General features: G+C 34.2%; 24 protein-coding genes and 1 other annotated feature. Of the genes, 6 read left to right on the top strand and 18 right to left on the bottom strand.

Annotated elements, in window-relative coordinates:
• Positions 1–17: 17 nt before the first annotated feature.
• The 3 genes from ACWPVO_RS07235 to ACWPVO_RS07225 form a co-directional block, all read right to left on the bottom strand.
• Entirely contained in the window at positions 18–1025 is a 1008-nt protein-coding gene (locus tag ACWPVO_RS07235) for a CPBP family intramembrane glutamic endopeptidase (RefSeq protein ID WP_454207493.1), read from the bottom strand.
• Between the two features lie 180 nt (positions 1026–1205).
• Complete coding sequence (locus ACWPVO_RS07230; RefSeq protein WP_454207491.1) at positions 1206–1508, bottom strand: branched-chain amino acid transporter permease; 303 nt, start codon at positions 1506–1508, stop codon at positions 1206–1208.
• A 1-nt stretch (position 1509) separates the two neighbouring features.
• The gene (locus ACWPVO_RS07225) at positions 1510–2190 is read right to left on the bottom strand and encodes an AzlC family ABC transporter permease (RefSeq protein WP_454207489.1); all 681 of its coding nucleotides are present in this window, start codon (positions 2188–2190) and stop codon (positions 1510–1512) included.
• A gap of 302 nt (positions 2191–2492) precedes the next feature.
• On the opposite strand from ACWPVO_RS07225, the gene ACWPVO_RS07220 reads away from it, so the two are divergent.
• Positions 2493–2762 carry a hypothetical protein gene (locus tag ACWPVO_RS07220; protein ID WP_005957922.1) on the top strand — a complete coding sequence of 90 codons (270 nt, stop codon included), beginning with the start codon at positions 2493–2495 and terminating at the stop codon, positions 2760–2762.
• 87 nt (positions 2763–2849) lie between these two features.
• On the opposite strand, the gene ACWPVO_RS07215 is transcribed toward ACWPVO_RS07220, so the two are convergent.
• Both ACWPVO_RS07215 and serS read right to left on the bottom strand, forming a co-directional pair.
• Positions 2850–5546, bottom strand: a complete 2697-nt coding sequence (locus ACWPVO_RS07215; RefSeq protein ID WP_454207487.1) for a cation-translocating P-type ATPase — start codon at positions 5544–5546, stop codon at positions 2850–2852.
• A 185-nt stretch (positions 5547–5731) separates the two neighbouring features.
• Positions 5732–7018 (bottom strand): serine--tRNA ligase, encoded by a 1287-nt coding sequence (gene serS / locus ACWPVO_RS07210; protein WP_454207485.1) that lies wholly within the window; start codon positions 7016–7018, stop codon positions 5732–5734.
• A gap of 37 nt (positions 7019–7055) precedes the next feature.
• Positions 7056–7219, bottom strand: a binding site (T-box leader).
• 95 nt (positions 7220–7314) lie between these two features.
• Here serS and ACWPVO_RS07205 point away from each other — a divergent pair.
• From ACWPVO_RS07205 to ACWPVO_RS07190, 4 genes are all read left to right on the top strand, one after another.
• Positions 7315–7452 (top strand): putative holin-like toxin, encoded by a 138-nt coding sequence (locus tag ACWPVO_RS07205; RefSeq protein ID WP_005957914.1) that lies wholly within the window; start codon positions 7315–7317, stop codon positions 7450–7452.
• Between the two features lie 257 nt (positions 7453–7709).
• The gene (locus ACWPVO_RS07200; protein WP_350310031.1) at positions 7710–7793 is read left to right on the top strand and encodes a putative holin-like toxin; all 84 of its coding nucleotides are present in this window, start codon (positions 7710–7712) and stop codon (positions 7791–7793) included.
• 365 nt (positions 7794–8158) lie between these two features.
• Complete coding sequence (locus ACWPVO_RS07195) at positions 8159–9070, top strand: AAA family ATPase (RefSeq protein WP_282925349.1); 912 nt, start codon at positions 8159–8161, stop codon at positions 9068–9070.
• Positions 9060–10775, top strand: a complete 1716-nt coding sequence (locus ACWPVO_RS07190; protein WP_454207482.1) for a hypothetical protein — start codon at positions 9060–9062, stop codon at positions 10773–10775. The genes ACWPVO_RS07195 and ACWPVO_RS07190 overlap by 11 nt, the downstream gene beginning before the upstream one ends.
• Positions 10776–10789: 14 nt before the next feature.
• Here ACWPVO_RS07190 and ACWPVO_RS07185 read toward each other — a convergent pair whose 3' ends face one another.
• The 13 genes from ACWPVO_RS07185 to pyrB all read right to left on the bottom strand — a co-directional run bounded on the left by ACWPVO_RS07185 (position 10790) and on the right by pyrB (position 22902).
• Positions 10790–10954, bottom strand: a complete 165-nt coding sequence (locus ACWPVO_RS07185; RefSeq protein ID WP_005957975.1) for a hypothetical protein — start codon at positions 10952–10954, stop codon at positions 10790–10792.
• A 30-nt stretch (positions 10955–10984) separates the two neighbouring features.
• Positions 10985–12166 (bottom strand): pyridoxal phosphate-dependent aminotransferase, encoded by a 1182-nt coding sequence (locus ACWPVO_RS07180; RefSeq protein ID WP_454207480.1) that lies wholly within the window; start codon positions 12164–12166, stop codon positions 10985–10987.
• 10 nt (positions 12167–12176) lie between these two features.
• Positions 12177–13133, bottom strand: coding sequence for a threonine ammonia-lyase (locus ACWPVO_RS07175; protein WP_250342343.1), 957 nt, complete (start codon positions 13131–13133; stop codon positions 12177–12179).
• Positions 13134–13314: 181 nt separating this feature from the next.
• The gene (locus ACWPVO_RS07170; protein ID WP_454207478.1) at positions 13315–14493 is read right to left on the bottom strand and encodes a M20 metallopeptidase family protein; all 1179 of its coding nucleotides are present in this window, start codon (positions 14491–14493) and stop codon (positions 13315–13317) included.
• Positions 14494–15894 carry an amidohydrolase gene (locus ACWPVO_RS07165; protein ID WP_454207476.1) on the bottom strand — a complete coding sequence of 467 codons (1401 nt, stop codon included), beginning with the start codon at positions 15892–15894 and terminating at the stop codon, positions 14494–14496.
• A 31-nt stretch (positions 15895–15925) separates the two neighbouring features.
• The gene (locus ACWPVO_RS07160) at positions 15926–17284 is read right to left on the bottom strand and encodes a sodium/glutamate symporter (RefSeq protein WP_454207474.1); all 1359 of its coding nucleotides are present in this window, start codon (positions 17282–17284) and stop codon (positions 15926–15928) included.
• A gap of 49 nt (positions 17285–17333) precedes the next feature.
• Complete coding sequence (glsA, locus tag ACWPVO_RS07155) at positions 17334–18251, bottom strand: glutaminase A (protein WP_454207472.1); 918 nt, start codon at positions 18249–18251, stop codon at positions 17334–17336.
• A 1-nt stretch (position 18252) separates the two neighbouring features.
• Complete coding sequence (locus ACWPVO_RS07150; protein WP_454207470.1) at positions 18253–18960, bottom strand: hypothetical protein; 708 nt, start codon at positions 18958–18960, stop codon at positions 18253–18255.
• A 5-nt stretch (positions 18961–18965) separates the two neighbouring features.
• Positions 18966–19691, bottom strand: a complete 726-nt coding sequence (locus ACWPVO_RS07145) for a DUF5058 family protein (protein WP_454207468.1) — start codon at positions 19689–19691, stop codon at positions 18966–18968.
• Between the two features lie 273 nt (positions 19692–19964).
• Entirely contained in the window at positions 19965–20870 is a 906-nt protein-coding gene (locus tag ACWPVO_RS07140; protein WP_195445435.1) for a dihydroorotate dehydrogenase, read from the bottom strand.
• Positions 20860–21561: a dihydroorotate dehydrogenase electron transfer subunit gene (locus ACWPVO_RS07135; protein ID WP_454207466.1), complete on the bottom strand. Its 702-nt coding sequence runs from the start codon at positions 21559–21561 to the stop codon at positions 20860–20862. The genes ACWPVO_RS07140 and ACWPVO_RS07135 overlap by 11 nt, the downstream gene beginning before the upstream one ends.
• 1 nt (position 21562) lies before the next feature.
• A complete protein-coding gene (locus ACWPVO_RS07130; protein WP_454207464.1) occupies positions 21563–21994 on the bottom strand; it encodes an aspartate carbamoyltransferase regulatory subunit in 432 nt (143 codons plus the stop codon).
• Positions 21991–22902 (bottom strand): aspartate carbamoyltransferase, encoded by a 912-nt coding sequence (gene pyrB / locus ACWPVO_RS07125; RefSeq protein ID WP_005958019.1) that lies wholly within the window; start codon positions 22900–22902, stop codon positions 21991–21993. The genes ACWPVO_RS07130 and pyrB overlap by 4 nt, the downstream gene beginning before the upstream one ends.
• 114 nt (positions 22903–23016) lie before the next feature.
• On the opposite strand from pyrB, the gene ACWPVO_RS07120 reads away from it, so the two are divergent.
• A complete protein-coding gene (locus ACWPVO_RS07120; RefSeq protein WP_195445441.1) occupies positions 23017–23553 on the top strand; it encodes a guanylate kinase in 537 nt (178 codons plus the stop codon).
• Positions 23554–23571 lie beyond the last annotated feature (18 nt).

Below are 23571 nucleotides of genomic sequence, written 5' to 3'. Positions count from 1 at the left end.
TAGAAAGCACAAAACAATTAAGACTCCTTAATTTTCTCATATACAGATTTTTCCCAAAGTTCTTCATCCTTTATATACTTTGAAAATATGAAAATTCCAAATAATATTATTGAACTTACTATTGAAAATAAAGTTTCTTTTAAATCATAATGTTGTCCAGAAAATATATCTTTAGATAAATCTGTGACAAATAGTAGGGCAAGATTATTGTTTAAATAATGAATCATAACTGGAGCCCAGATTGACTTTGTCTTGTTGTAGGCATAAGTTAAAAATATTCCCAAAAATGTACAGAATACAAGTTGTATAAGTATGGAATAAATTTGTGATGTCAAAACTCCATCTGAATAATAAAATAAGTTAAGAGGCAAGTGCCAAATTCCCCAAATAAAACCTGTAAATAGAATAGACTTTTTTACACCATAAATTTCTTTTAACCTTGGTGCTAAATATGCCCTCCAACCATACTCTTCTCCAATGAATGGCATAATATTTAAAAAAGAGAAAATAATAATGGAAATAAAAACTTTTAAACTATGAAGATTAAAAACTTCTACAATTCCACTTGTTTCTCCTTCTACAATGCAGCCAATAAATAACTTTAAAAAGTATATAAGTATAAAAATTAAACACATTAAAAGCGTCATCTTTTTATTTGGATTGTTTAGAGATAATTTCTTTTTAATATCTTTATCCATAGTGAAGATGCTTATAATCATTGGAATAGCAGAAATTAAAATAACAAATTCAGACAATCCACTAAACTTTGGATAGAAAATATTTATTATCGAAAGTGTAAATAAGATAATACTTGTCACTAAATATATTCTAATTGCAGAAATTTTTAAAATATTTTTATCTTCTTTATGCAAAAGTGCCACTACGCCCAAAAATGGAATGAACATTTGAAATAAAGGATAAATACTTGTGCTTATGTCGTGTAAGTTGCAGTAATAAATGGCAAATCCCATTAAGTAGGGAATAATAAATGATATTCCAATAAAAATTTTTAAATCTTTTTTCATAAAATCGTCAACTCCTTAAATTAAATTTTAAGTGTATATACTTTATATTTACACTATAAGCCCAGTAAATAATTTTGTCAAGATTTTATAAAATTTTTCAATAAAAAAAGACTAAATTTAATTAGTCTCTTCTTCAAAATTTTAATTTTTAATTTTTATTCTTCGCTCGTTACTTGTCATTTACAAAAAATAAATTAATGTCATGTAGATACCTGTCCCAAAAAAGATTGAGAGCAAGAAATTTTTCAAAAACTTAAAGTACAAGATTATCCCTGCGAAGGCAAGTCCTAATGGCAAGACTTCACTTGAATTTGTATAGTCCACTCCTCTTATGCAAAAGATTAGAAGTAGTCCCATTAGTGAGTAAGGAAGCTTTTCTCCAAGATAGGCTATGAAGCCTGGGAGTTCTCTCTTCCTAAAAATAATTCTTGGGAGGAACCTTGCAAGAATTGTTATTCCACCAGCAAGAAAAATATATTTCATTTCAGTCATTTCTTTCCCTCCTGTAAGCTAGATAAAGGACAAGCAAGATAATAATCATGGCAGGAAGGATGAAGTTCTCTCCAAAGATTATCAAAGCTAAGATCGAAGCCACAAGTCCGAGTAGAGCTGGGAAGTGATCTTCCACTTGCTTCCATTGACTCAAAAATATTACAAGGAAGAGGGCTGTCAAGATAAAATCTATTCCTTGGATTTCAAAATTTATAAAGTTGCTAAGGATGCCCCCAAGGATTGTGCCTATAAACCAATAGGACTGGAGCAAGATTAAAATTGAAAGATAAAAATCTTCCTTCTCCATATCATCTGGCACTTTTGTTCCCATTATCATGGAATAGGCTTCGTCGCAAAGGGCATAGTAGGCATAAGTTTTTCTCTTCCCACTTAGACCTTTAAACTTGCCAAGACATGTTAGGGCATAGAAAAAGTGTCTTATGTTCATCATGGCAATTATTAGGATGTAGGATAAGATGTCCATGCCTGAGTGCATGGCTTCAACGACTACAAATTGAATTGAGCCCGAAAATATTACCACTGATGTCAATGGTGGCATCCAAAAATCATATCCAAAGGAAGATGTATATATCCCAAAGCTAAGTCCAATAAATAAAAAGGAAATTAAAATTGGAATTGTAATTGGAAAAACTTTTTTTAAATTTTTTATCATCTCTTCCCTCCTTAAAGTTAATTAGTAAATATTATAACACGTAAAAAATTTTTTTATCATCTTAATTGCAACAATAAGTTAGCCACTTTTGAGTGCTAAAATAAACCAAGCGATATTATTTCCCTAGATAATAGCTAGAGAAGTTTTACTATTAACTTTAATTATGCAGATAATAAAAAGGTTTACTCATATTAAATTATGGGTTGACTGATTTTGAGATTCATGATAATTTTATGGTGTTAAATATGTAGCTACTATCACAATTATATTTACAATACTTTTCAATGCATAGGAGAGAAATTATGAAAAAAATAAATTTATTGCTCGAAAAATTTATTTTAAAACACTATAAAAAAATTGATGTAAATGACGACATTTATTTTTACTTATTAAATGCCTGTAAAATGACTGTAATATTTTTTATATTAGGAATCCTTTTCTTTATTTTTTACAAATTATCTGGGATTGAAAGAATATTTAGTATCTCTTTGTATGGTCTTGCTAGAGACTTAATGGCGGCTAGTTTATTTGGTCTTATTATTTCTCTAATTACCTATTTTTTCAAAAAATAAGATTTTCTATAAAACTATATATTAAATAAAAAAAGTGTCCTTAAACTATAAGAGTCTAAGGACACTTTTGATTTTATCATTTTAAATTTATTTTTTCTTGAATCTTACTTTCTTTTGGATTTCTCCTGCAACTAGTGGGATAAGTGATGAGCAAATTACTACTGCGATTTCTTTTGGTTCTAAGTCCATAAGTCCAAAGGCATCGTTTAATACTGGTACATAAATTACTACTAGCATTAGTAAGAAGGAGAATAAAGTTGCAAACACTAACTTTTTATTTGTGAAGACTCCAATTTCGAATACAGTCTTGTCAATTGATCTTGATGTGTAAGCTCTTAGAAGTTCACAAATAATTAATGCTGAGAAGGCCATTGTCCTTGCGTGTCCAAGTCCTTCGCCTTGTCCATACCACTTAAGTCCAACAAAATACGCTAGAAGTGTGGCAACTGTTATTGCAATAGATTGAATTGCAACAGTGATTTTTATTTCTGTGTCAAGAATTGGCTCGTCTGGATCACGTGGCGGCTCATTCATTATGTCTGCCTCTCCTCTTTCCACTCCAAGTGCAAGAGCTGGGAAGGAGTCTGTAACAAGGTTAAGCCACAACAATTGAATTGGAATTAGTGGCACTGGAAGGTTCATTAGGATTGAAATCAATACTATTAAAACTTCCCCAAGGTTACATGAAAGTAAATAAGCAACGAACTTTTTGATGTTGGAATAGATAATTCTTCCTTCTTCAACTGCGTTTACGATTGTTGCAAAGTTATCGTCTGTCAAAATTACTTCTGCAGTATTTTTTGCAACGTCAGTACCTGTTATACCCATGGCAATACCAATGTCTGCCTTTTTAATTGCTGGGGCGTCGTTAACACCATCTCCAGTCATGGCTGTTATGTGACCATTTTGTTTTAGGGCTGTAACGATTTGAACCTTGTTTTCTGGAGAAACTCTCGTGAAGACAGATTTTTCTTTTACAACTTCTCTAAGTTCTTCTTCAGACATTTCGTTAAGTTCCCTACCCATGATTGCTTGGTCATCTGATGTAGCAATACCAAGGTCCTTTGCAATAGCAAGACCTGTTTCAAGGTAGTCACCTGTGATCATAATTGGTCTTATGCCTGCAGTTCTACATTCTTTTATTGCTGCCTTTGCTTCTGGTCTTGAAGGGTCAATCATGCCTGTTAGTCCAACAAAAACCATGTCCTTTTCAATATTTTCTGATGTGATTTCATTTGGCATGTCCTTGTGTTTTCTGTAAGCATAACCTAGACATCTTAGGGCAGATCTTGCGAACTCGCTATTCTTTGATAAAATTTCTTCTCTTAATTTTTCATCAAGGTCTACTTCTTTTCCATCTATTAAGATTTTGCTACATCTTTCAAGAACAACGTCTGGCGCTCCCTTTGTAAAGGATGTGATGTCATCAAAAATCTTGTCGTGGAAGGTTGTCATCATCTTCCTGTCAGAGTCAAAAGGAATTTCTTCAATTCTATCAAAGTTGTTGTAAAGTTCCTTAAGTCCATTTCCTGCTTTTTCTGCAAAAGTAAGAAGGGCTCCTTCAGTTGGGTCACCAATAATTGATGCTTCCCCACCCTTAACTTGTAGTTTTGCATCATTAGTTAAGGCTGCGATAGAAGATAAAATTTTAAGGTTTTCGTCTTCTTCAATTGTAACTTTTGCATCTTTTCTTGTTACGTCACCTTCTGGAGAGTAACCAGTTCCTGAAACATCGTAAACATGTCCGTCAGTAAATACCTTTACAACAGTCATTTCATTTTGTGTAAGAGTACCAGTCTTGTCAGAACAAATTACTGTAGTTGTTCCAAGAGTTTCTACTGCCAAAAGTTTTTTAACAATAGCATTTTTTTCTGCCATCTTGCCCATACCAATTGAAAGTACAATTGTTACAATAGCAGGAAGTCCTTCTGGCACTGCTGCTACTGCAAGGGAAATTGCAGTCATAAACATTTCTCTTGGATCGTGCTTATAAAGTACGCCAACTCCAAGAACCACAGCACAAATAACAAGAACTAAAATACCAAGAGTCTTGGATAACTTTGCAAGTTTTCTTTGAAGGGGAGTTTGCTCATCTCCAACTGTGGCAATTGAAGTTGCAATCTTTCCAATTTCTGTTTCGTGACCAGTTTCTATAACAAGTCCCATTCCCCTACCGTAAGTTACAATGGTTGATGAGTAAGCCAAGTTTTCTCTGTCACCAATTTCCATCTTGCCATCATAGACTATAGAAGCTTCCTTTTCTACTGGAACTGATTCACCAGTTAGGGATGACTCATCAATCTTTAGGTTTGATGACTCAAGTAGTCTTAAATCAGCTGGGACAATGTCACCTGTTTCAAGGATGATAATATCTCCTGGCACAAGTGTGTTGGAGTCAACCTCTATGTGGTCACCATCTCTTATGACCTTTGCCTTTGGTGATGACATCTTTTGTAGGGCTGCAATAGCTTCTTCTGCCTTACCTTCTTGGTAGATTGATAAAAAGGCATTGACAACTACAATGGCAATAATTATTCCTGCATCAAGGGCTTCGCCATTGAAGGCTGATACAAGAGCTGCTGCCATTAGGATGATAATCATTGGGTCAAGGATTTGTTCCTTTAACTTTTCTCCAAAGGATTTTTTCTTTTCTGCTTCGAGAGCATTTTTCCCATATTTTTCAAGCCTAGCTTTGGCTTCATCTTGACTTAGTCCCTTGTCTTTCGTCGTTGAAAGATTTTTTAGGGCTTCGTCGGGGGATTGATTATACCAATTTTTTTCCATACTTCCTCCTTTATAATACAAAAAAGAGACCGACTGTTACATCGGTCTCACATACTTACATAATAAGCTTTCCAGCCGGGCAATGCCGTAATGACGACTGAAAATTTAAAAGTTACTCCCCTAAGTGAATAAATTATATCAAATTACTTTCTTTAAAACAATGAATAAGACTTAATATATTATTTTTATTTCTTTGGAGTTAGCTTTGTCATTCCACCCATATACATTTGTAGTGGTTCAGGAATTCTTACGCTGCCATCTTCTTGAAGTAGGTTTTCTAAGAAGGCAATTAACATTCTTGGTGGTGCAACAACTGTGTTGTTTAATGTGTGGGCAAAGTATGTGCCATCCTTGCCACGAAGTTTGATGTTAAGTCTTCTTGCTTGGGCATCGCCAAGGTTTGAACATGATCCAACTTCAAAATATTTATTTTGTCTTGGTGAGAAGGCTTCAACGTCGAGAGACTTAACCTTTAAGTCTGCCAAGTCACCAGAACAACATTCAAGAGTTCTTACAGGTATGTCTAGTGAACGGAAGAAGTCCACTGTGTTTTGCCATAATTTTACATACCAGTCCTTAGATTCTTCTGGCTTGCAAATTACAACCATTTCTTGTTTTTCAAATTGGTGAATCCTATAAACTCCTCTTTCTTCAATACCGTGAGCTCCAACTTCTTTTCTAAAGCAAGGAGAATAAGAAGTAAGTGCAAGAGGCATATCTTCTTCTGGAGTAATTGTATTTATATATTTACCAATCATTGAGTGTTCGGAAGTACCAATTAGATAAAGATCTTCGCCTTCAATCTTGTACATCATGTTTTCCATTTCAGCAAAACTCATAACACCAGTAACTACATCTGATCTAATCATAAATGGTGGGATGTGGTATTCAAATCCACGATCAATCATAAAGTCTCTTGCATAAGCTAGGATTGCAGAGTGAAGTCTTGCAATGTCTCCCTTTAGATAGTAGAAACCTGCACCTGATGTGTTCCTTGCAGAGTCAAGATCAATTCCCTTAAAGCTTTCCATGATGTCAATGTGGTAAGGAATTTCAAAGTCAGGAATTACTGGTTCGCCAAATCTTTCAAGCTCAACATTTTCGCTGTCGTCCTTTCCTATTGGCACTGTTTCATCCATCATTTGTGGAATAACTTGCATCCTCTTCTTAAGTTCTTCAGCAAGTTCTCTTTCAGCAGCTTCAAGATTTGCTATCTCTTCATTAATTTCAGCAACTTTTTTCTTTGCTTCTTCTGCCTTATCCTTTTCTCCCTTTTGCATGAAGCCACCAATTTCTTTTGAAGTTTGATTTTTTTCTGCACGAAGATTGTCGCCCTTAGTCTTTGCAGCTCTTAGGTCCTCGTCAATCTTTATAACTTCATCAACTAGTGGAAGTTTGTCATCTTGGAATTTCTTTTTGATGTTTTCCTTAACTGCTTCTGGGTTTTCTCTTACAAATTTAATGTCTAACATAAATCCTCCCTTAAAATAAAAAAAGCCCCTCAATCCCTAAAGGGACGAGAGACCCGCGTTGCCACCCTAATTAACCAAATGGTTCACTTAAAATTTCATAGACTATGAGGTGGATTCGTCTTAAAAATTTTACAGGTTCTCACCAGCCACCTGCTCTCTTAAAAACTTTTTAAAATTACTATTCTCAATTATCGCCTTTTTTAGTTTTTTTTATTATAACATAAGTAAAAATAAGTTCAAGCTTTTTGTACTTTAAAGTAATTTTATTATTATTAATTGATGGAGTTTTAAAAAATATGTATAATGTAGACGAGGACATACAGATGGTTACCCTTCCAAAGGGAGGGGGTGGTGCTATGAGTATATTTGAGACCTTGTCTTTAATGATTGCTTTTGGCACACTTATAGCCCTTATCATTAGAAAAGATAAGTAAGAAATGAGAAAGCCACCTGTATCACTACTACAGATGGCTTAATTAAAATTTAGTCATTGAGGGTGACCATCTACATGGTGTCCTCTTTATCTATATTATAACATAAGATTTTTATTTTTAAAGGCTGCAAGGCCTTTTCTTTATTTATGACTTAGTCTTACCAATTTATTAATTGATGGAGTTTTATAAAATATGTATAATGTAGTCGAGGACATGCAGATGGTGGTCGCCCAATTTAACTATTGGGAGGTGCAATTATGAGTGACTATGAAATTCTAAGTATTATGCTTAAAATTTTAACACTTATAATCGCCATCCTAACACTTTATAAAAAAGATTAGGAAATAAAAATACCACCTGTATCGCAACTACTGGTGGTATAGAAATATAACCTTGTAGGGCGACCGCTTTTAACGGTGTCCTCTTTATCTACATTATAACACAAGATTTTTATTTTTAAAGGCTGCTAGGCTTTTTTTTATTTTTTAAGATACTTTATAAGGGCAAGGATTGCCAAGATTATAAGTACAAAAATTCCTATGTAAACTCCAAAACCTAAAATTAAAGCAATAAGTGATTTAGAAGTAAAAGCCATAATAAATCCTCCTTTATACTTTCTTACATTATAACAATAAAACAATCTTTTTCAAAATTTATTTCCCACACATAATTTTACTTTTTGTTATAATAGGCAAGAGGTGATGAAATGAGAGAGTTTTTACTTTCACAAGGCGTTTCAAAGGATCTACTTGACGGAGTAGATGAATTTATAGAAAAACATGATTTGAATAAAGATTTTGAATATAGAATTCCAAATATAAAATACAAATATTACGGCAAAAAAACTTGGGAGAAGGCCATCGCTGCAATTTTATCTGGCGACAACATCCTCCTCTCTGGTCCAAAGGCAACGGGCAAAAATGTGTTGGCGGAAAACTTGGCCTATCTCTTTAAGAGACCACTATGGACTGTTTCTTTAAACATTGCATCAGACCCTTCAAGCTTAATTGGATCTGATACCTTCAAGAACAACGAGGTAACTCTTAAGAAGGGACCAGTTTATGAAGCAGCAGAAGAAGGTGGCTTTGCAGTCTTTGACGAAATCAACATGGCTAAGAACGAAGCCCTTTCTGTTGTTCACTCAACTCTTGACTACAGAAGAGTTCTTGATATTTCTGGCTACGACAGACTTATCCTAAACGACGCGACAAGATTTATTGCCACAATGAACTACGGCTACATTGGTACACGTGACCTTAACGAAGCCTTGGTTTCAAGATTTTTGGTAATCGACATGCCAACAATAACTGAAGAGGACCTTGCCAAGTTATTTAAAGAAAACACAAGACTCAACAAGGATGCCATAAAAATTTTCACAAGATTATTTTTAGACCTTCAAGAGAAATCTCTTAACTCAGAAATTTCTTCCAAGGCCATTGACCTTCGTGGACTTATGTCAAGTATTGAGCTCATGAATCGTGGACTTGGCATAAGAGAGTCTCTTGATCTGGGCATTGTTGACAAGACCTTCGACTCCTACGAAAAGGAAATTGTCAACGACGTCATTGACACCCTTTTTGTAAAAAATATCGAAAGAGCTGATCTCTTTGAAGGATGAAAATAGGCTAAAAAATATTTTTTGGACTCTTTCAGACTTCTATAACTTTGATATTTTTAATTTTTCACTTAAACCTGAGGACTCCTATGAGGCTGCCCTTCTTGGCCATGCCTCTAGGTATTTTGATTTTTATGTACTTGATGACTTCTTCAAGAAGTATGTAAATTTATTAAACAACAAAAAGGACTTGTGGGAAATTTCAAAATTAGTTTTGGAAAATATTTTTTCTAAAGAAATGATTTTAGAAAGACCAGGGACTTTAGATTTTAAAAATGACCACGATGAAGAAATCTTAAAAAATCTTAACAGACGAAAAATTATTATGACCACAGAACTTAAAATTGGCTACATTAGAAAAGAAAGAGGCCAATATCCAAAAGTTCAAAGAGTTTTAGAAGAGATGTTAGGAGAAATTTATAATTTTAAGGAAAGAGACACCTTTAAGTATCTCGACTTCTTAAGATATATTTTCAAAAAATATTTTCACATTAACAAGGACCTTCCCCATGACACAGAGGAGTCCTACGAAAAATTTAAAAAAGAAGCTAAGTCTAATTCAAGTTCTAAGAAGAATTCTCCTTATCAAAGAAAAAATTTGTTGGACAACACTTTTCTTGAGAGATACAACATTGAATCAGCAGAGTTTACCTTCTTTAACGACGACTACAGGGATATAAATGTTGAAGAAGATGCCCTGGTAAGTAAGCCTGGTGACAAAAATATTTATAAGGCTCTAGTCAAACGCTATGGTATTGAAAAAATAAAAAGACACACTGCTGATAGGATTGCCCAAGAAATTTCAACTGGCATCCACGAGGAAATAAAATTTTTCTTCCCTGTGGGAGAATTTGAAAACAAATCATCCTATTATGCTCAGGAAGAAATGAGAAATTACTCTGACAACTTAAACTTTTATGAAAGAAACAAGTTGCAGAACTCTCGTGCCATAAGAGAACTTGCTGGTGTCATAAAAAATTCCCTCTTGAAGGAATCTGAAGATGAAATATTAAAATCTACTTCTGGAAAAATTATTCCATCAGAAATTTGGAAGACAAGAGAATTAAATGAAGATAGGATTTTCGAAAAAATTAACAGGAAGGACTCCAATGAGATTTTTGTAGACATCCTCTTGGACTCCTCTGCTTCGCAAAATGAAAGAAAAGAAATTCTTGCAACAGAAAGCTATATCATTGCAGAGGCCCTAACTTCTTTAAATATAAAAACTAGGGTCTTCTCTTACAACAACTTTTACAATTATCTTGTTATAAAAAAATACAGGGACTACATTGACCCAAGGATAAAAAATAAGGACATCTTCAAGTACTCCCCTTCAGGCTCCAACAGAGATGGACTTGCAATAAAATTTATGCGACACTTGGTTTCAAAAAATAGGGGCTCAAGAAGATTTTTAATTGTCTTGACTGATGGCCTTCCCTTTGATGAAATTGACATTGGAGTAGTCGGCGCATCAAAGACGCCAGGAGAAAATTACAAGGACGAAGAAGCTGTCATGGACACATCAAAGGAAGTCCTCTTGACAAGGCTTAAGGGAATTAACACCTTTGGAGTCTTCACTGGCGAAGAAGCAGAAAGCATGAACATCAAAAAGATTTACGGCAACGACTACGCATATATAACTGACATCGCCCGCTTCCACAAGGTAGTTGGGATATTTTTAAAAACTTATGCAAATAAAATAGAGTAGGTTCAATGAGAAACCTACTCTATTTTTAATGCTTTCGTTATATTAAATCCTGCCTTAACTAGGGCTATTGAATAAAATAATTTTAACATAAAATCTCCACTTTTTTGAGATCTTGAAAGTAATATTGACGCTAGTGCGAAAATAATAACATTTGATATAATTATTAAAAATTTTTTCATTATTTCACCTGATTATAAAATCAAGATAGCTTACTTATTTAAAAAATGCTTACAAGCTTTCTCCATCCTGTTAAGACCTTCAACTATATCTTCGTAAGAAGATGCGTAGGAAAATCTAACAAAGCCTTCTCCTGCACTTCCGAAAACTGTTCCTGGAACAATTGCAACACACTCTTCATCAAGAAGGTAATTGCAAAATTCTTCTGAAGAAACTCCTAATCCCTTAATATTAATGAAGGCATAAAAGGCACCATCAGGAGCATTTAAGCTAAGTCCTTCAATGGAGTTAACTTTTTCAACAATATAGTCACGTCTTCTCTTGTATTCCTTCACCATTTCCTCAGAAGCATCTCCACCTTCTTTAAGAGCAGTTATACCTCCATATTGAACAAAGGAAGTTGCACAAGAAGTGTTGTGTTGGTGGATAATATTTAGAACTCTAATAAATTCTTCTGGCGCTGCAACATAAGCAAGGCGGAAGCCTGTCATAGAATAAGTTTTTGAGAAACCATTAATAGTAATAGTTCTTTCCTTCATTCCATCAAGAGATGCTATGGAGATATGCTTTTTGTTTCCGTAGATAATCTTTTCGTAAATTTCATCAGAAATTACTAGGATATCTTTTTTCTTTGCAAAGTCAGCAAGCTTTTCCAAAGTTTCTAGTGTGAACATGGATCCAATTGGGTTTGATGGGTTAATAATTACAATTGCCTTAGTCTTTTCTGTAACAAGACCTTCAAGCTCATCAAAATCAATTTGGAAGTCATTTTCTTCTGCAAGGCTATATCTTACAGGCACTGCTCCCATAATGTGAGCTGCGTTAACATAATTTGGCCAGCATGGGTTTGGTAAAAGAATCTCGTCATCTTCTTCAAGGATTAGCGAATAAGAATCATAAATAGATTCACTAGCACCTGCTGTTATCAAGACTTCCTTTGCAGTATAGTCTAAATTATTTTCATTTCTAAGTTTCTCAGCCACAGCTTCTCTTAGAGGCATAATTCCATAATTTGAAGTGTAAAAAACATCTCCATTTTCAATACTCTTTATAGTTGCATCTTTTATTATCTTTGGAGTATCAAAATCTGGTCTGCCTACTTCAAAGTGGTAGATTTTTTTGCCGGCTCTTTCCATCTCAAGGGTTTTTTCATTAATCTTTCTAATTCCAGATGGTCCCACCTTGTTAAACTTACTACAAATAAAATCTCTCATGATTTCCTCCCTAAGAATTTATAATTTCTTCAATTGCTCTGCCTTCTACATTACCGCCTGTGATAATGAGAACAAGCTTGTCATTGTCATCATATTTTATTTTGCCTTCAAGAATTGCACCAAGGCCTATGGCAGAAGATGGCTCAACAATTAATTTCTCTTTATTATACAATAAATCTAAAGCTTTTTTAATATTTTTATCTTGGCAAGTTACAACATCGTCAACAAGATCTCTTACAAGAGGAAATACATGATCTCCTGGCTTAACAGAAAGAAGTCCGTCAGCAAGAGTTGCTCCCCTCTTAACTTGACTTGGCTCACCTTCTTTGAGTGATAAAGTATACCTTGCAACATTTTCTGGTTCAACTCCAATTACCTCGGATCCTTTTGAAACTCCCTTAGTATACATGGCAATGCCAGAGATTAGTCCGCCACCACCAATGGGAACAATCATCTTCAAGTTGTCCATCTTGTTTAAGACTTCAACTGCAATAGTCCCTTGTCCTTCAGAGACATCTAAGTCGTCATAAGGATGGATGAAGGTCATGCCTTCCTTCTCAGAAATTTCCTTTGCAACTTCAAATCTTGTTTCAACGCTTGTGATTACAATTTCTGCGCCAAGGTCTCTTATCATTTGTCTCTTGGCTTCAGTAGAAGTATCTGACAAGACAATCTTTGCTGGTATGCCTAACATTTTTGCACAAGTTGCAATCCCCTTGCCGTGATTTCCACTAGAAGCTGTGACAACACCCTTTTTTAATTCTTCATCAGAAAGCTTTCTAATTTTATTTAAGGCACCTCTAATCTTGAAGGAATTTGTCTTTTGCATATTTTCCAGTTTTGCATAGACAGATGTGCCAAGCATTTCAGAAATATAATTAAGTCTTATTAGGGGAGTTTCATAAATAAAATCCCCTATTCTTTCTCTAGCCTTTATGGTTTCCTTGTATCCGTTTTTATAATCCATTTTGACTCCTTTATAAAATAAAAAATATAGTCTAGCCTTTTTTGATATTATAATATGCTAAAGTGAATTTGTAAAATGATATTGCCTCTTAAGATAAATAAAAGAATTTATTGAAGAAAAAATTTTTGAACATCAAATCAAAATAAAAAAGGCCTCCGTAGAGACCTAAAAATTATTATTATTAATTTTTGTTTAAAAAATTTGTGGCTATTTCATACATTAAGGCCGCGCCTCTATATAAAATATCCTCATTTAGATAAAACCTTTTGCTGTGAAGTGGATAATTTTTTTCGCCTTCTTTGCCAATTCCTACCCAATAAAAAGCTCCCTTTATCTTTTCAAGATAAAAAGCAAAATCTTCTGCAGTCATGGCTGGTTTTTCTATCTCTAAAATCGCTTCTCTTCCAAAAAGTTCCGCAACACTTTCTTTTACAACTCTTACAGATTCTTTTTCGTTAATAACTGCTGGATATCCAAATCCATAATTATATTCGCATTTTCCATGATTGACTTCGGCAATGGCTTTTGCCAAATTTTCCATATCTTTAGAAATTCTCATTCTATCATCACGGGAAAAAGTTCTGCAAGTTCCATCAATTAGGGCTTCTTCTGCCATAACATTGTACCTTGTCCCTGATATAAATCTTCCAACAGTTAAAACTGCAGAATTCATTGGATCAGTATTTCTGGATATTAATGTTTGCATTGCATTTACAAATTGTGAACCCATTATAACTGCATCAACTCCTTCATGAGGCTTTGCCGCATGAGATGATGCTCCAATAAATTTTATTGTAAAATGATCAGAGTTAGCCATCATAGGTCCTTCTTTTATAGCAATTTTCCCAAATGGAAGATCAGGCCATACGTGTGACCCAAATATTGCATCAACATCATCAAGAAGTCCTGATTCTAAAATTTTTGGTGCTCCACCAATTGGAGAGAATTCTTCTGCTGGTTGAAATACAAGTTTTACCTTGCCTTTTATCTTATCTTTGTTATCATTCAATAATTTTGCTGCGCCAAGAAGAAAAGTCATATGAGAGTCATGTCCACATGAGTGCATAACATTTTTATTTTTAGATTTAAAGTCAATATCAGTTTCTTCTTCCATTTCTAGTGCATCCATATCAGCTCTTAGAGCAACAATTTTACCTGGTTCATTACCTTTTATTTCCGCAACAATTCCATGCCCACCAACATCACTTTTATAAGGAATGTTGAATTCATCAAGATATTTCATAATTATCTTTGAAGTCTCAATTTCATTTTGTGAAGTTTCTGCGTTCATATGAAGTTCTCTTCTTATTTTGACTAAAAGTTCTTGATTTTTCTTTGATTCATTTAAAATAGTATTCATTTAATTCATCCTTGGTCTAGCACCATCTGGTATTGGCGAAACAAATTTTTCTCCACGAACTTTAATAAATTCTTCATGGGCTTTTTTGATAAGTTCAGGATTTTCTATAAAGCTTTTCGCAGCTCTTGCCATTACATCAGATGCCTTTAACATACCTTTCATTGCAATTGAAGACTTTCCTTGAGCAACTTCTTGCCATGAGTGTGCAGTTGTACCAATAGCAAAGCATGCTGTAATGATTTGCGCTGTTGGAACTACATTTGAGCAATCCCCTACATCTGAAGATCCCATTACAAGTTCATTAGAATGTTTATAGTCCAAAATTTTATCATAAAGTATCTTACTCTTTAAATAATTCAATTCACCAGCTTTATCTTGAGAAAATCCAATTGTATTTTCACTTTCAATATTTTCTTCTGGAAAAGTATTTCTGAATTCTTTTGCATAATTGATTTCTTCTTCAGTGAATTCCATTGGTCCCTCTTCCAAGAAAGCTTTATAAAGTTCTTCCTCTATTATAGGATTTGGAATTACATTGGAACAAGCCTTATCAAAAATTATTTCAGGCTCAGTCTCAGTCATTAGACCTGCTCCTTCAACAATTTTTTCAAATCTTTCATAAAGTCTATTTACATGTTCTGTATCTTTGGAACGAAGTAAATACATTCCTTCCGCATACGGTTGTACAACATTTGGGGATGAAGAACCTGGATCAGTTATTGAATAGTGAATTCTTTCAAAGTCTTGCATGTGTTCTCTTAGGAACTGCACTCCTATATTAACAAGCTCTAGCCCATCGAGTGCAGATCTTCCCAAGTGCGGAGAAGCTGCAGCGTGAGCTCCCTTACCCTTAAACCTAACATAAACTTGCTTATTTGCCTGAAGGGAACCAGTAAAAATTGCATTTCCTGTAAATGGATGCCATGTTATTGCAATATCAACGACATCAAAGCAACCAGCCTTTGCCATAAAGGCTTTTCCACTTCCGCCTTCTTCTGCTGGACATCCAAAATAAACTACTTTAGCATCAAGATTATTATCTTCAATATAATCTTTCAATTTAAGAGCAGCACCAATTGAAGCTGTTCCCAAAAGATGGTGACCACAGCCATGGCCACACTCTCCCTTAACCTTTTCTACTCTCTCTGTTAAATCTTCAACTTGTGATAGTCCAGATAATGCATCAAATTCCCCTAAAAAACCAATGCTTACTCCGCCATTTTTTCCAAACTCTGCACTGAAAGCAGTTGGAAGATTTGCTAGATTTTCATTGATTTTAAAACCATGTTTTTTTAAAATTTCCTTCTGAGCTTCAACGGATTTATATTCTTTCCACTTAATTTCCGCATAATCCCATATATTTTTAGCGAGCTCTATAAGTTCGTTATTATATTTATCCATGTCATTCTCCTTAAAAATTTCTTTTTTTAACTTAATCCTTTAAAAGAACTTTTGATGTAATTATTGTTGCTATTATTCCAAAAACTGTAAGACCACTAGTTAATAGAAAAGCCGTGCCTGGTCCATTTGTTAATATTATGTTTAAAATTAAAGGCATAATAGCAAATGTAACGGCTGATATTATTGAGAAGGAAATTGAATAGTTACCTAGAGCAGTACTTTCTGAATCTGGGTCACAAATCTTTAAAAGTAAAAGTCCAGTTAAGAATACTCCTGTAGACATTCCTAAAGTAGCTATCATGTGTTCGAACCAGTCAACTTTTAAATATCTCTTACATAAAATTAAAAGTATTCCAACAGTTCCGATATATCCTAATATTACCATAACCATAATTGGAACAAAATATGTGAAAACAGTCTTTAGTGGTAATGAAGCAACAGCCCCAATTACTGCAAACTCAGTTAATGATCCTGTGATTTTACCTTTAACATTTGAGTCAATTAAAAAGTCTAATTTTAATTTTTTAATAATTGCCCAAATTACAAACATAACAAGAATACCATATGCCCATACAGAAATTGATTTTAGTCCTGGTATATTGTATTTTTTAGACACAGCTAAAATACCGTAAGCAATTAAACAACCTAAAAATATTACTGCTGAGTGGAATGTAACTGTATCCATAGATGCTGATTTTGTAGTTTCTCTACCAAGTGATCCTTGTTTAGTAACATCCTTTTCATAACCAATTTTAACATCTTTTGGAATGTCTCCAGGCTCTTTAAGTATAGCTGTTTCACCCTTTCTTGCAGCCCAGTTAATCAATACCATACCAATTAATATACCACCAACTAGACCAAAAGTAGCCATTGTAACCGCAACACCTTGTGCAGTTTCCCAGTAAGGAATATTAAGTTCACTAAGCATATTTCCGAGAATACCTGCAGTACCGTGACCACCAGTATAACCAATACAAAGTTCCCATCCAAAAGTATCATATAAATCTTGACCCATTGATCTAAATAGCTCGTTAGTACCAAAACCAATAGCATTTTGAAGATAATAAGCTGCAAACATTATAAAAAATAGTGGAACTGCTGGCTTAAACTTCTTCATTGCATTTTTTCCGCCTAAATCAAGACCAAGTGGTGTAGCTGTAACAACTGGTACGATTAAAATACCTGGTATAAGTGACCAGATTTTAATCCATTCTTCTGGAATTGGAAGAATACCAAAACCTATTGGTCCAAGTAATAAAAGGATAAAACCTCCAATTACACTGGCTGGTATAAAAGTTTCTTGAAAAGCCTTAATTTTTGCTCTTAATAAAAATCCTATCAATAAAAACAGTGATAAGAAACATACACTTTGAAATAAAGTAGTTAGCATTGCACCCGTCATATAAATCATCTCCCTTTCTTTTTTAATTAACTAAACTTTAATAAAAATTTAGTTTTAACTCTCTCGAAATTTTTCCCATCATTTTTACTCCAGCAACAGAATTCCCATAGGAGTCCAATCCCGGGCAAAATGTGCAGATTCCAATATCCTTGTTTGTAGTAGCCATTATGCCACCACCAACGCCGCTCTTAGCAGGTATTCCAATATTTATAGCAAAATCTCCAGAATAGTCATAAGTTCCGCAAATTGCCATAAGAGTTCTTAGAATTCTTGCATTTTCTTCTTTTATAATCTGATTTCCTTGTAAATCCTTACCATTTTTAGAAATCATTGATGCAAATACAGCAAGATCTTTTGTATTCACCATAATACAGCATGCTAAATTATAAATATAAAGTACATCATCTACTGATGTCTCCTTATCTATAGTTCCATGTTTTTTTAGAATCCAAGCTAGTGCTAAGTTGTTCTCCCCACCTGTTTTTACTGTATCAAGAAGAGTTTGATTGTAAACTAAATCATCATTTTCCATAACTAGCTTTGCTCTTTTCATAAGAACGTCTATAGATTTATCTTTAAACTTTTTATAAATAAGGTAGGCTGATGTAATTGCACCGGCATTAATAAAAGGATTAACAGGCTTCCCACCTTCTGCCTCTAAATCCAGTATAGAGTTATAAGGTTTAGATGACCCTTCAAGTCTCATGTATTTTGTTATCTCATCAAGTTTATAATTATCAAGTACTATGTCAAATAAAATAACTTTTACTATTGACATAATTGCGAACTCTTCACGAGATTTACCAGCCTCAAAAACCCTTCCATCTTTATCTACTATACAAGCTCCTAAAGCAGTCTTATCTGCATCTTTTAAAATTGGAATGTAATCAACTAGTTTGCCTTGATCTACAAAATCTTTTCCATATTCTATTACTGAATTTAAAAAATTATCCATATTAATCTTCCTTCTTCACTAATTTTACGATTCCTGACTTATAAAAAGAGTAGGAAATTAGAAGTGTCACAACTAACATAATTAACATGGCATAACCTTCTTTTCCTGCTATTGGCATTACTAGGAAGTTAAAAGCATATACTATTGCTAAAGCTACAATTGCTATTAATGGTCTTCTTGGTGCCTTGTACTTGGAACCTGCACTTGTTGAAATAAAAGCAGAAATTCCCATGGAACCATAAAGAGCTGGTAAAATATAAGTTGTAGCTGTTGCAACAGTTTCTGTTTGAAGGATTGGTTTTAATGGTGCCAAAAGAATAACTCCAATTACTATAGTAATCATTGAAACCATTCCTGAAACTGTTACTGCAATCATTCCCATAACGTCTGCTTCTTCTGTACCAGGAGTTGCATCTACAGTTGCAATTGCTGATAAGTAGCAAGGGAATTTGATATTCATAACATTACCAAGAATTGAATTTAAATAGCAAGTTGTACCACCAATTGGAATCATAGAAAGTTGTTCTGCCAAGGCTGTTGGTACAAAAAGTGCCATTAGCGGACCTGCAACAGATGCTATAAGGGACCACTGTGGCCACATTCCATAAATTGTACACATGACTGCTGGTATACCAAGCATAAGACCCATAGCAAGAATTGTTGCAATAATTCCATATCTATAAGTATTTTTCATATAATTTGACATCATAATAATTAACCTCCTATTCCCATATTAGTAAAAACAACTGATGCTGCCATTGCTCCAACAAGTGCAAAGGACATTGTAAAATCGTTTAACCAAGTGACCTTGTATTTTGTCGCAATCTTTGAACAAATTACTGTAATAAGCATACTAACTATAATTGTAAGTAAATGAATAGTTGACTTAACTGATTGAACTGGTACAAACACTGACATCATACCAACTACAAGAACTGATAAGGCAAGGTCAACAAAAGGAGTATCCTTTTCTCCAGCCTTAAGTACTCCTGTATGTACTCTTTTAAGAGCAAAAATGTTGAAAACCATTCCAGCCATAATAGAAATACTCATTACAAACATAATTGCTCCAATTATACTTGATGTACCATTTGCTAGAAAGTCCTCAAATCCAGTGAAACCTGCTCCTTTTACAGATAGGTCTGCTGCCATTAGTTCATAAGGTAAAGAACCTACTACTGAAAGTCTAAACCATGGCCATGGTACTCCAAGAATTGGTGCAAGAGTAATAAGTCCAATAATAACAGAAATTGAAGGTACTATTGAAAAAATTACTGAAGATCTAATTACAGAATTAATCTTGTCCTGCGTAATGTTCAATTCTTTTGCTCTTTTAATTGCTCTTTTGCAAAAAAAGATACACATTCCAAAAATTATAGCTAACGATACTCCAACTAAAAGATAAAGTGGTTTTGAATTTAAAATACTTAATAAATCCATAAACTCATCTCCTTTCAAAAAATTTCGAATCTATTAAGTCCTTTAAGCAAAGACTTAATGTTCGATATATTTATTATAACTAAGATTTAATTTAAATTAAACCGTGATTTAGTAAAATAATATAATAAATTGTTAATTCTTCGTTTTAATCAATTTTTGCCTTTTTTATGTACAAAATTTCTGTATACTATAATAATTTTTACATCATGTAAAATTTTTCTTAATAAAAAAGAACTCCCTGCTCAGGAGTCCTGAAATTAAAATTTATAATCTTTAAACTAATTTTTTTATAAAGTCATTTACATTTTTATTTTTTTCTTCCAAATATCTTTCAAGGTCTGAGATAATTTCTGCTCCTCCATTTGGATTCATAAAGTTATAGGTTCCAACTTCTACTGCAGTCGCTCCTGCCATTAAGAATTCAAGGACGTCTCTGTAGTTTGAAATTCCTCCCATGCCAATTATTGGAATATCTACATTTTTTGCAACTTGATGAAGAATCCTTAAGGCAATTGGTTTTACTGCTGGACCTGATAGACCTGCGTAAGTGTTGTCAAAGGGAATTTCTTCTCTATCTAAATCAATTGCCATGCCGAGAATTGTATTTATAAGAGAAAGACCTGTTGCACCTTCGGCTTCCACTGCCTTGGCTATGCCAACAATATCGCCAGCGTTAGGAGAAAGTTTTACAAAAACTTTTTTGTTTGTAACCTTCATAACTTCTCTAACAACTTTTGCGGCAGAGTCCTTGTCCATGCCAAAGGCCATGCCACCTTCCTTGACATTGGGGCAAGAAATATTTAATTCAATGGCTGCAAAGTCATAGTCATTTAAAATTTCTGCTGACTCAATGTATTCTTCAATGGTATTGCCACCAAGGTTGACGAAAACTTCTGTCCCAAGTTTATTCATGTCATGGATTTTTGTCTTAACAAATTCTTCAACTCCTGGGTTTTCAAGTCCTATTGAGTTTAAAATTCCTGATGGGGTTTCCCAAATTCTTATGCCATCATTTCCCTTCTTGGGATGTCTTGTGATTCCCTTGGAAGAAATTCCCCCTAAAATTTTTGGATCGTAAAAGTCTTTAAACTCTTCTCCAAATCCATAGGTACCACTTGCCATTATTATTGGATTTTTTAATTTTATTCCTGCTAAATCTATTTCAGTCCTAGAAGTCAATTAAATCACTCCCCTTAAATATTGGTCCTTCCTTGCATGATCTTCTTCTGCCCTTTTTTGTTTCACAAGAACATGATAGGCAGGCGCCCACGCCACATCCCATTCTCTTTTCAAGAGACACATAGGTCCTTATGTCATGAGCTTTTGCAAGTTCGACAACTTTCTTCATCATAATTTCTGGCCCACATGTGTAAATCAAATCGTGGTTTTCAAAATCAATTATATCTGTTATGAAGCCGCCTTTTTTTATCTTTATGTCGCAGATAATATCTTTAAAGGCATTTTCAAGTTCAAGCTCTTCTCTTTCTCCAATGTAAAGAGTAATTTTTGAATTTGGTTTAAGCTTTTGAATTTCCTTAATTAGATAGTGGAAGGGAGCGACTCCAACTCCACCACCAACTAGGGCAACTTCATCTACGTTGGCGTAGAAGGCATTGCCAAAGGGACCAAACAATTTTATCTCGTCGCCTACTTGCAATTTTTCAAGTATCTTTGTCCCCTCTCCTCTCTTTTCGATGAGAAAGTCAACTCCCTCTGTGACATCATAAACTGAAATCGGTCTTGAAAGAGTTGGGTAAGAATCCCAGGCCCTTAGCATAAAAAATTGCCCTGGATAAACTTTTACATCTAGGTCTGTCCTCAGTATGAAGTAGTCCTTGCACACGTTAATATTTTCTATTATCTTTGCCATATCATTCTCCATATGTGGTTACTGTATCACAATATTCGCACTTGTATTCCTTCTTGTCTCTGTTGTATAGGAAGAACTTGTTGCCTGGTATTTCTCTTTCAGAGTTTGTGATACATCTTGGGTTCTTGCAAGTTAAGACATCCTCAACAACCTCTGGCAATTCCATGCGAATTTTTTTCACCCTTTCTCCATCTTCAATAAAGTTTACTGTTGTGTGAGGAGCAATTAGTCCTAGAACTGTGAAGTCCAAGTTGTAATCTGTTTCTATTTTTATTAGGTCCTTCTTGCCCATGGAAGTTGAGAAAATATTTTGCATAAGTACAACTGCATCAGTGACCTTGTCAAGTTCAAGAGCTTTATAAAGAACGTGAGCCCTGCCTGCTTCTATGTGGTCAAGTACAATTCCTTTTTTTATTTTTGAAACATTTATCATTTTGTAGCCTCCAAAAGTTTCATGATTAGCGCCATCCTACCGTACATTCCAAATTTTGTTTGCTCAAAGTAAACTGCTCGAGGGTCTTTGTCCACTTCAGGAGCAATTTCATTTACCCTTGGTAGAGGATGAAGTATAATCATGTCTTTTTTCGCATTTTTTAATTTTTCTTCAGTTAAGATGTAGTAGTCCTTTAATCTTTCATACTCGTCTGAAGAAACAAATCTTTCCTTTTGAACCCTTGACATGTAGAGGACGTCTAAGTCATCAATTACACTTACAAGGTCCCTGGTCTCAGTGTAGTTTTCTTCGTCTATAAAGTTCTTAAAAGGATCTGGCATCTTGAGTTCCTCTGGCGAAATAAAAATAAATTTCACATTTTCATATCGATTAAGGGCTCTGACAAGAGAGTGAATTGTCCTTCCAAATTTTAAGTCGCCACAAAGTCCCACAGTCAAATTGTCAAAGGACTTTTTGTAATGCCTAATTGTTATTAAGTCTGCAAGAGTTTGCGTTGGGTGGAAGTGTCCCCCATCTCCAGCATTTATAATTGGCATGGTCTTCACAGCCTTTGATGCCATAAGAGCTGCCCCTTCCTTTGGGTGTCGCATGGCACAAATGTCCGCATAATTTTCTATAACCCTAATTGTGTCAAGTAGGGTCTCTCCCTTTGTCGATGAGCTTACACCTGCGTCAGAAAAACCAATTACTTGTCCTCCCAGTCTTAGCATGGCAGTCTCAAAGGATAGTCTCGTCCTAGTGGAAGGCTCAAAAAAAAGACTAGCCAATAACTTATTGTCGCAAACGTGAGAATAATCACCTGGATTTGCGATAATGTTATCAACTAGTCTAAAAATTTCTTCGTATTCTTCAGTTGTAAAATCTAGTGGCTCAATTAAATGTTTCATCCTAACCTCCATCTAATATTTTATCTTTTCCATATTACTTCAAATTTTTATAATTGTAAAGTATAATAGAAAAAATATGTTATACTTTAATAAATTAAAATTTAAGGAGCAATTATGATTTATTTAATACTAGGACACTCTGGCTCAGGCAAGTCTACTATAAGAAATGCCCTGACTTCACACGGAATCGAAAAAATTATTACTTACACTACAAGAAAACCAAGAATCTCTGAAGTTGATGGTATGGATTATAACTTCATTGACTCAGAGCTTTTTAAGAAGATGGACAAGGACAATTTATTTATTGGAACAACTTGCTACGTAGGCAACTACTACTCAACTTTAAAGGAAGACCTTGAAAAGAATAACAACAAGGACAAGGACTGCGTAATTGTTGTCGACAAGGAAGGCGTCATAGCTATAAAAAAAGAATTTGAAAATGCCAAATCAATTTATCTAAAGTGCTCAAGGGATACTTTAAGGGACAGGATGATAAAGAGGCACGACAATGAAAATGATATAGAAAAGAGGCTTGATGTCTTAGAAGACCTTGACCCCTACGCTGACTATATCATTGATGCCGACAGGGACATAGACTCTGTCTTTGAAGATGTCATTAGCCTAATGAAAAATATCAAGGAAGGAAAATGATTTACTTTTTCTTGACAA

This window comes from Peptoniphilus sp. Marseille-Q6390 (assembly GCF_965119475.1).
The sequence above is the reverse complement of the archived record's forward strand: the minus strand, read 5'-3'. Positions and strand labels throughout refer to the sequence as shown.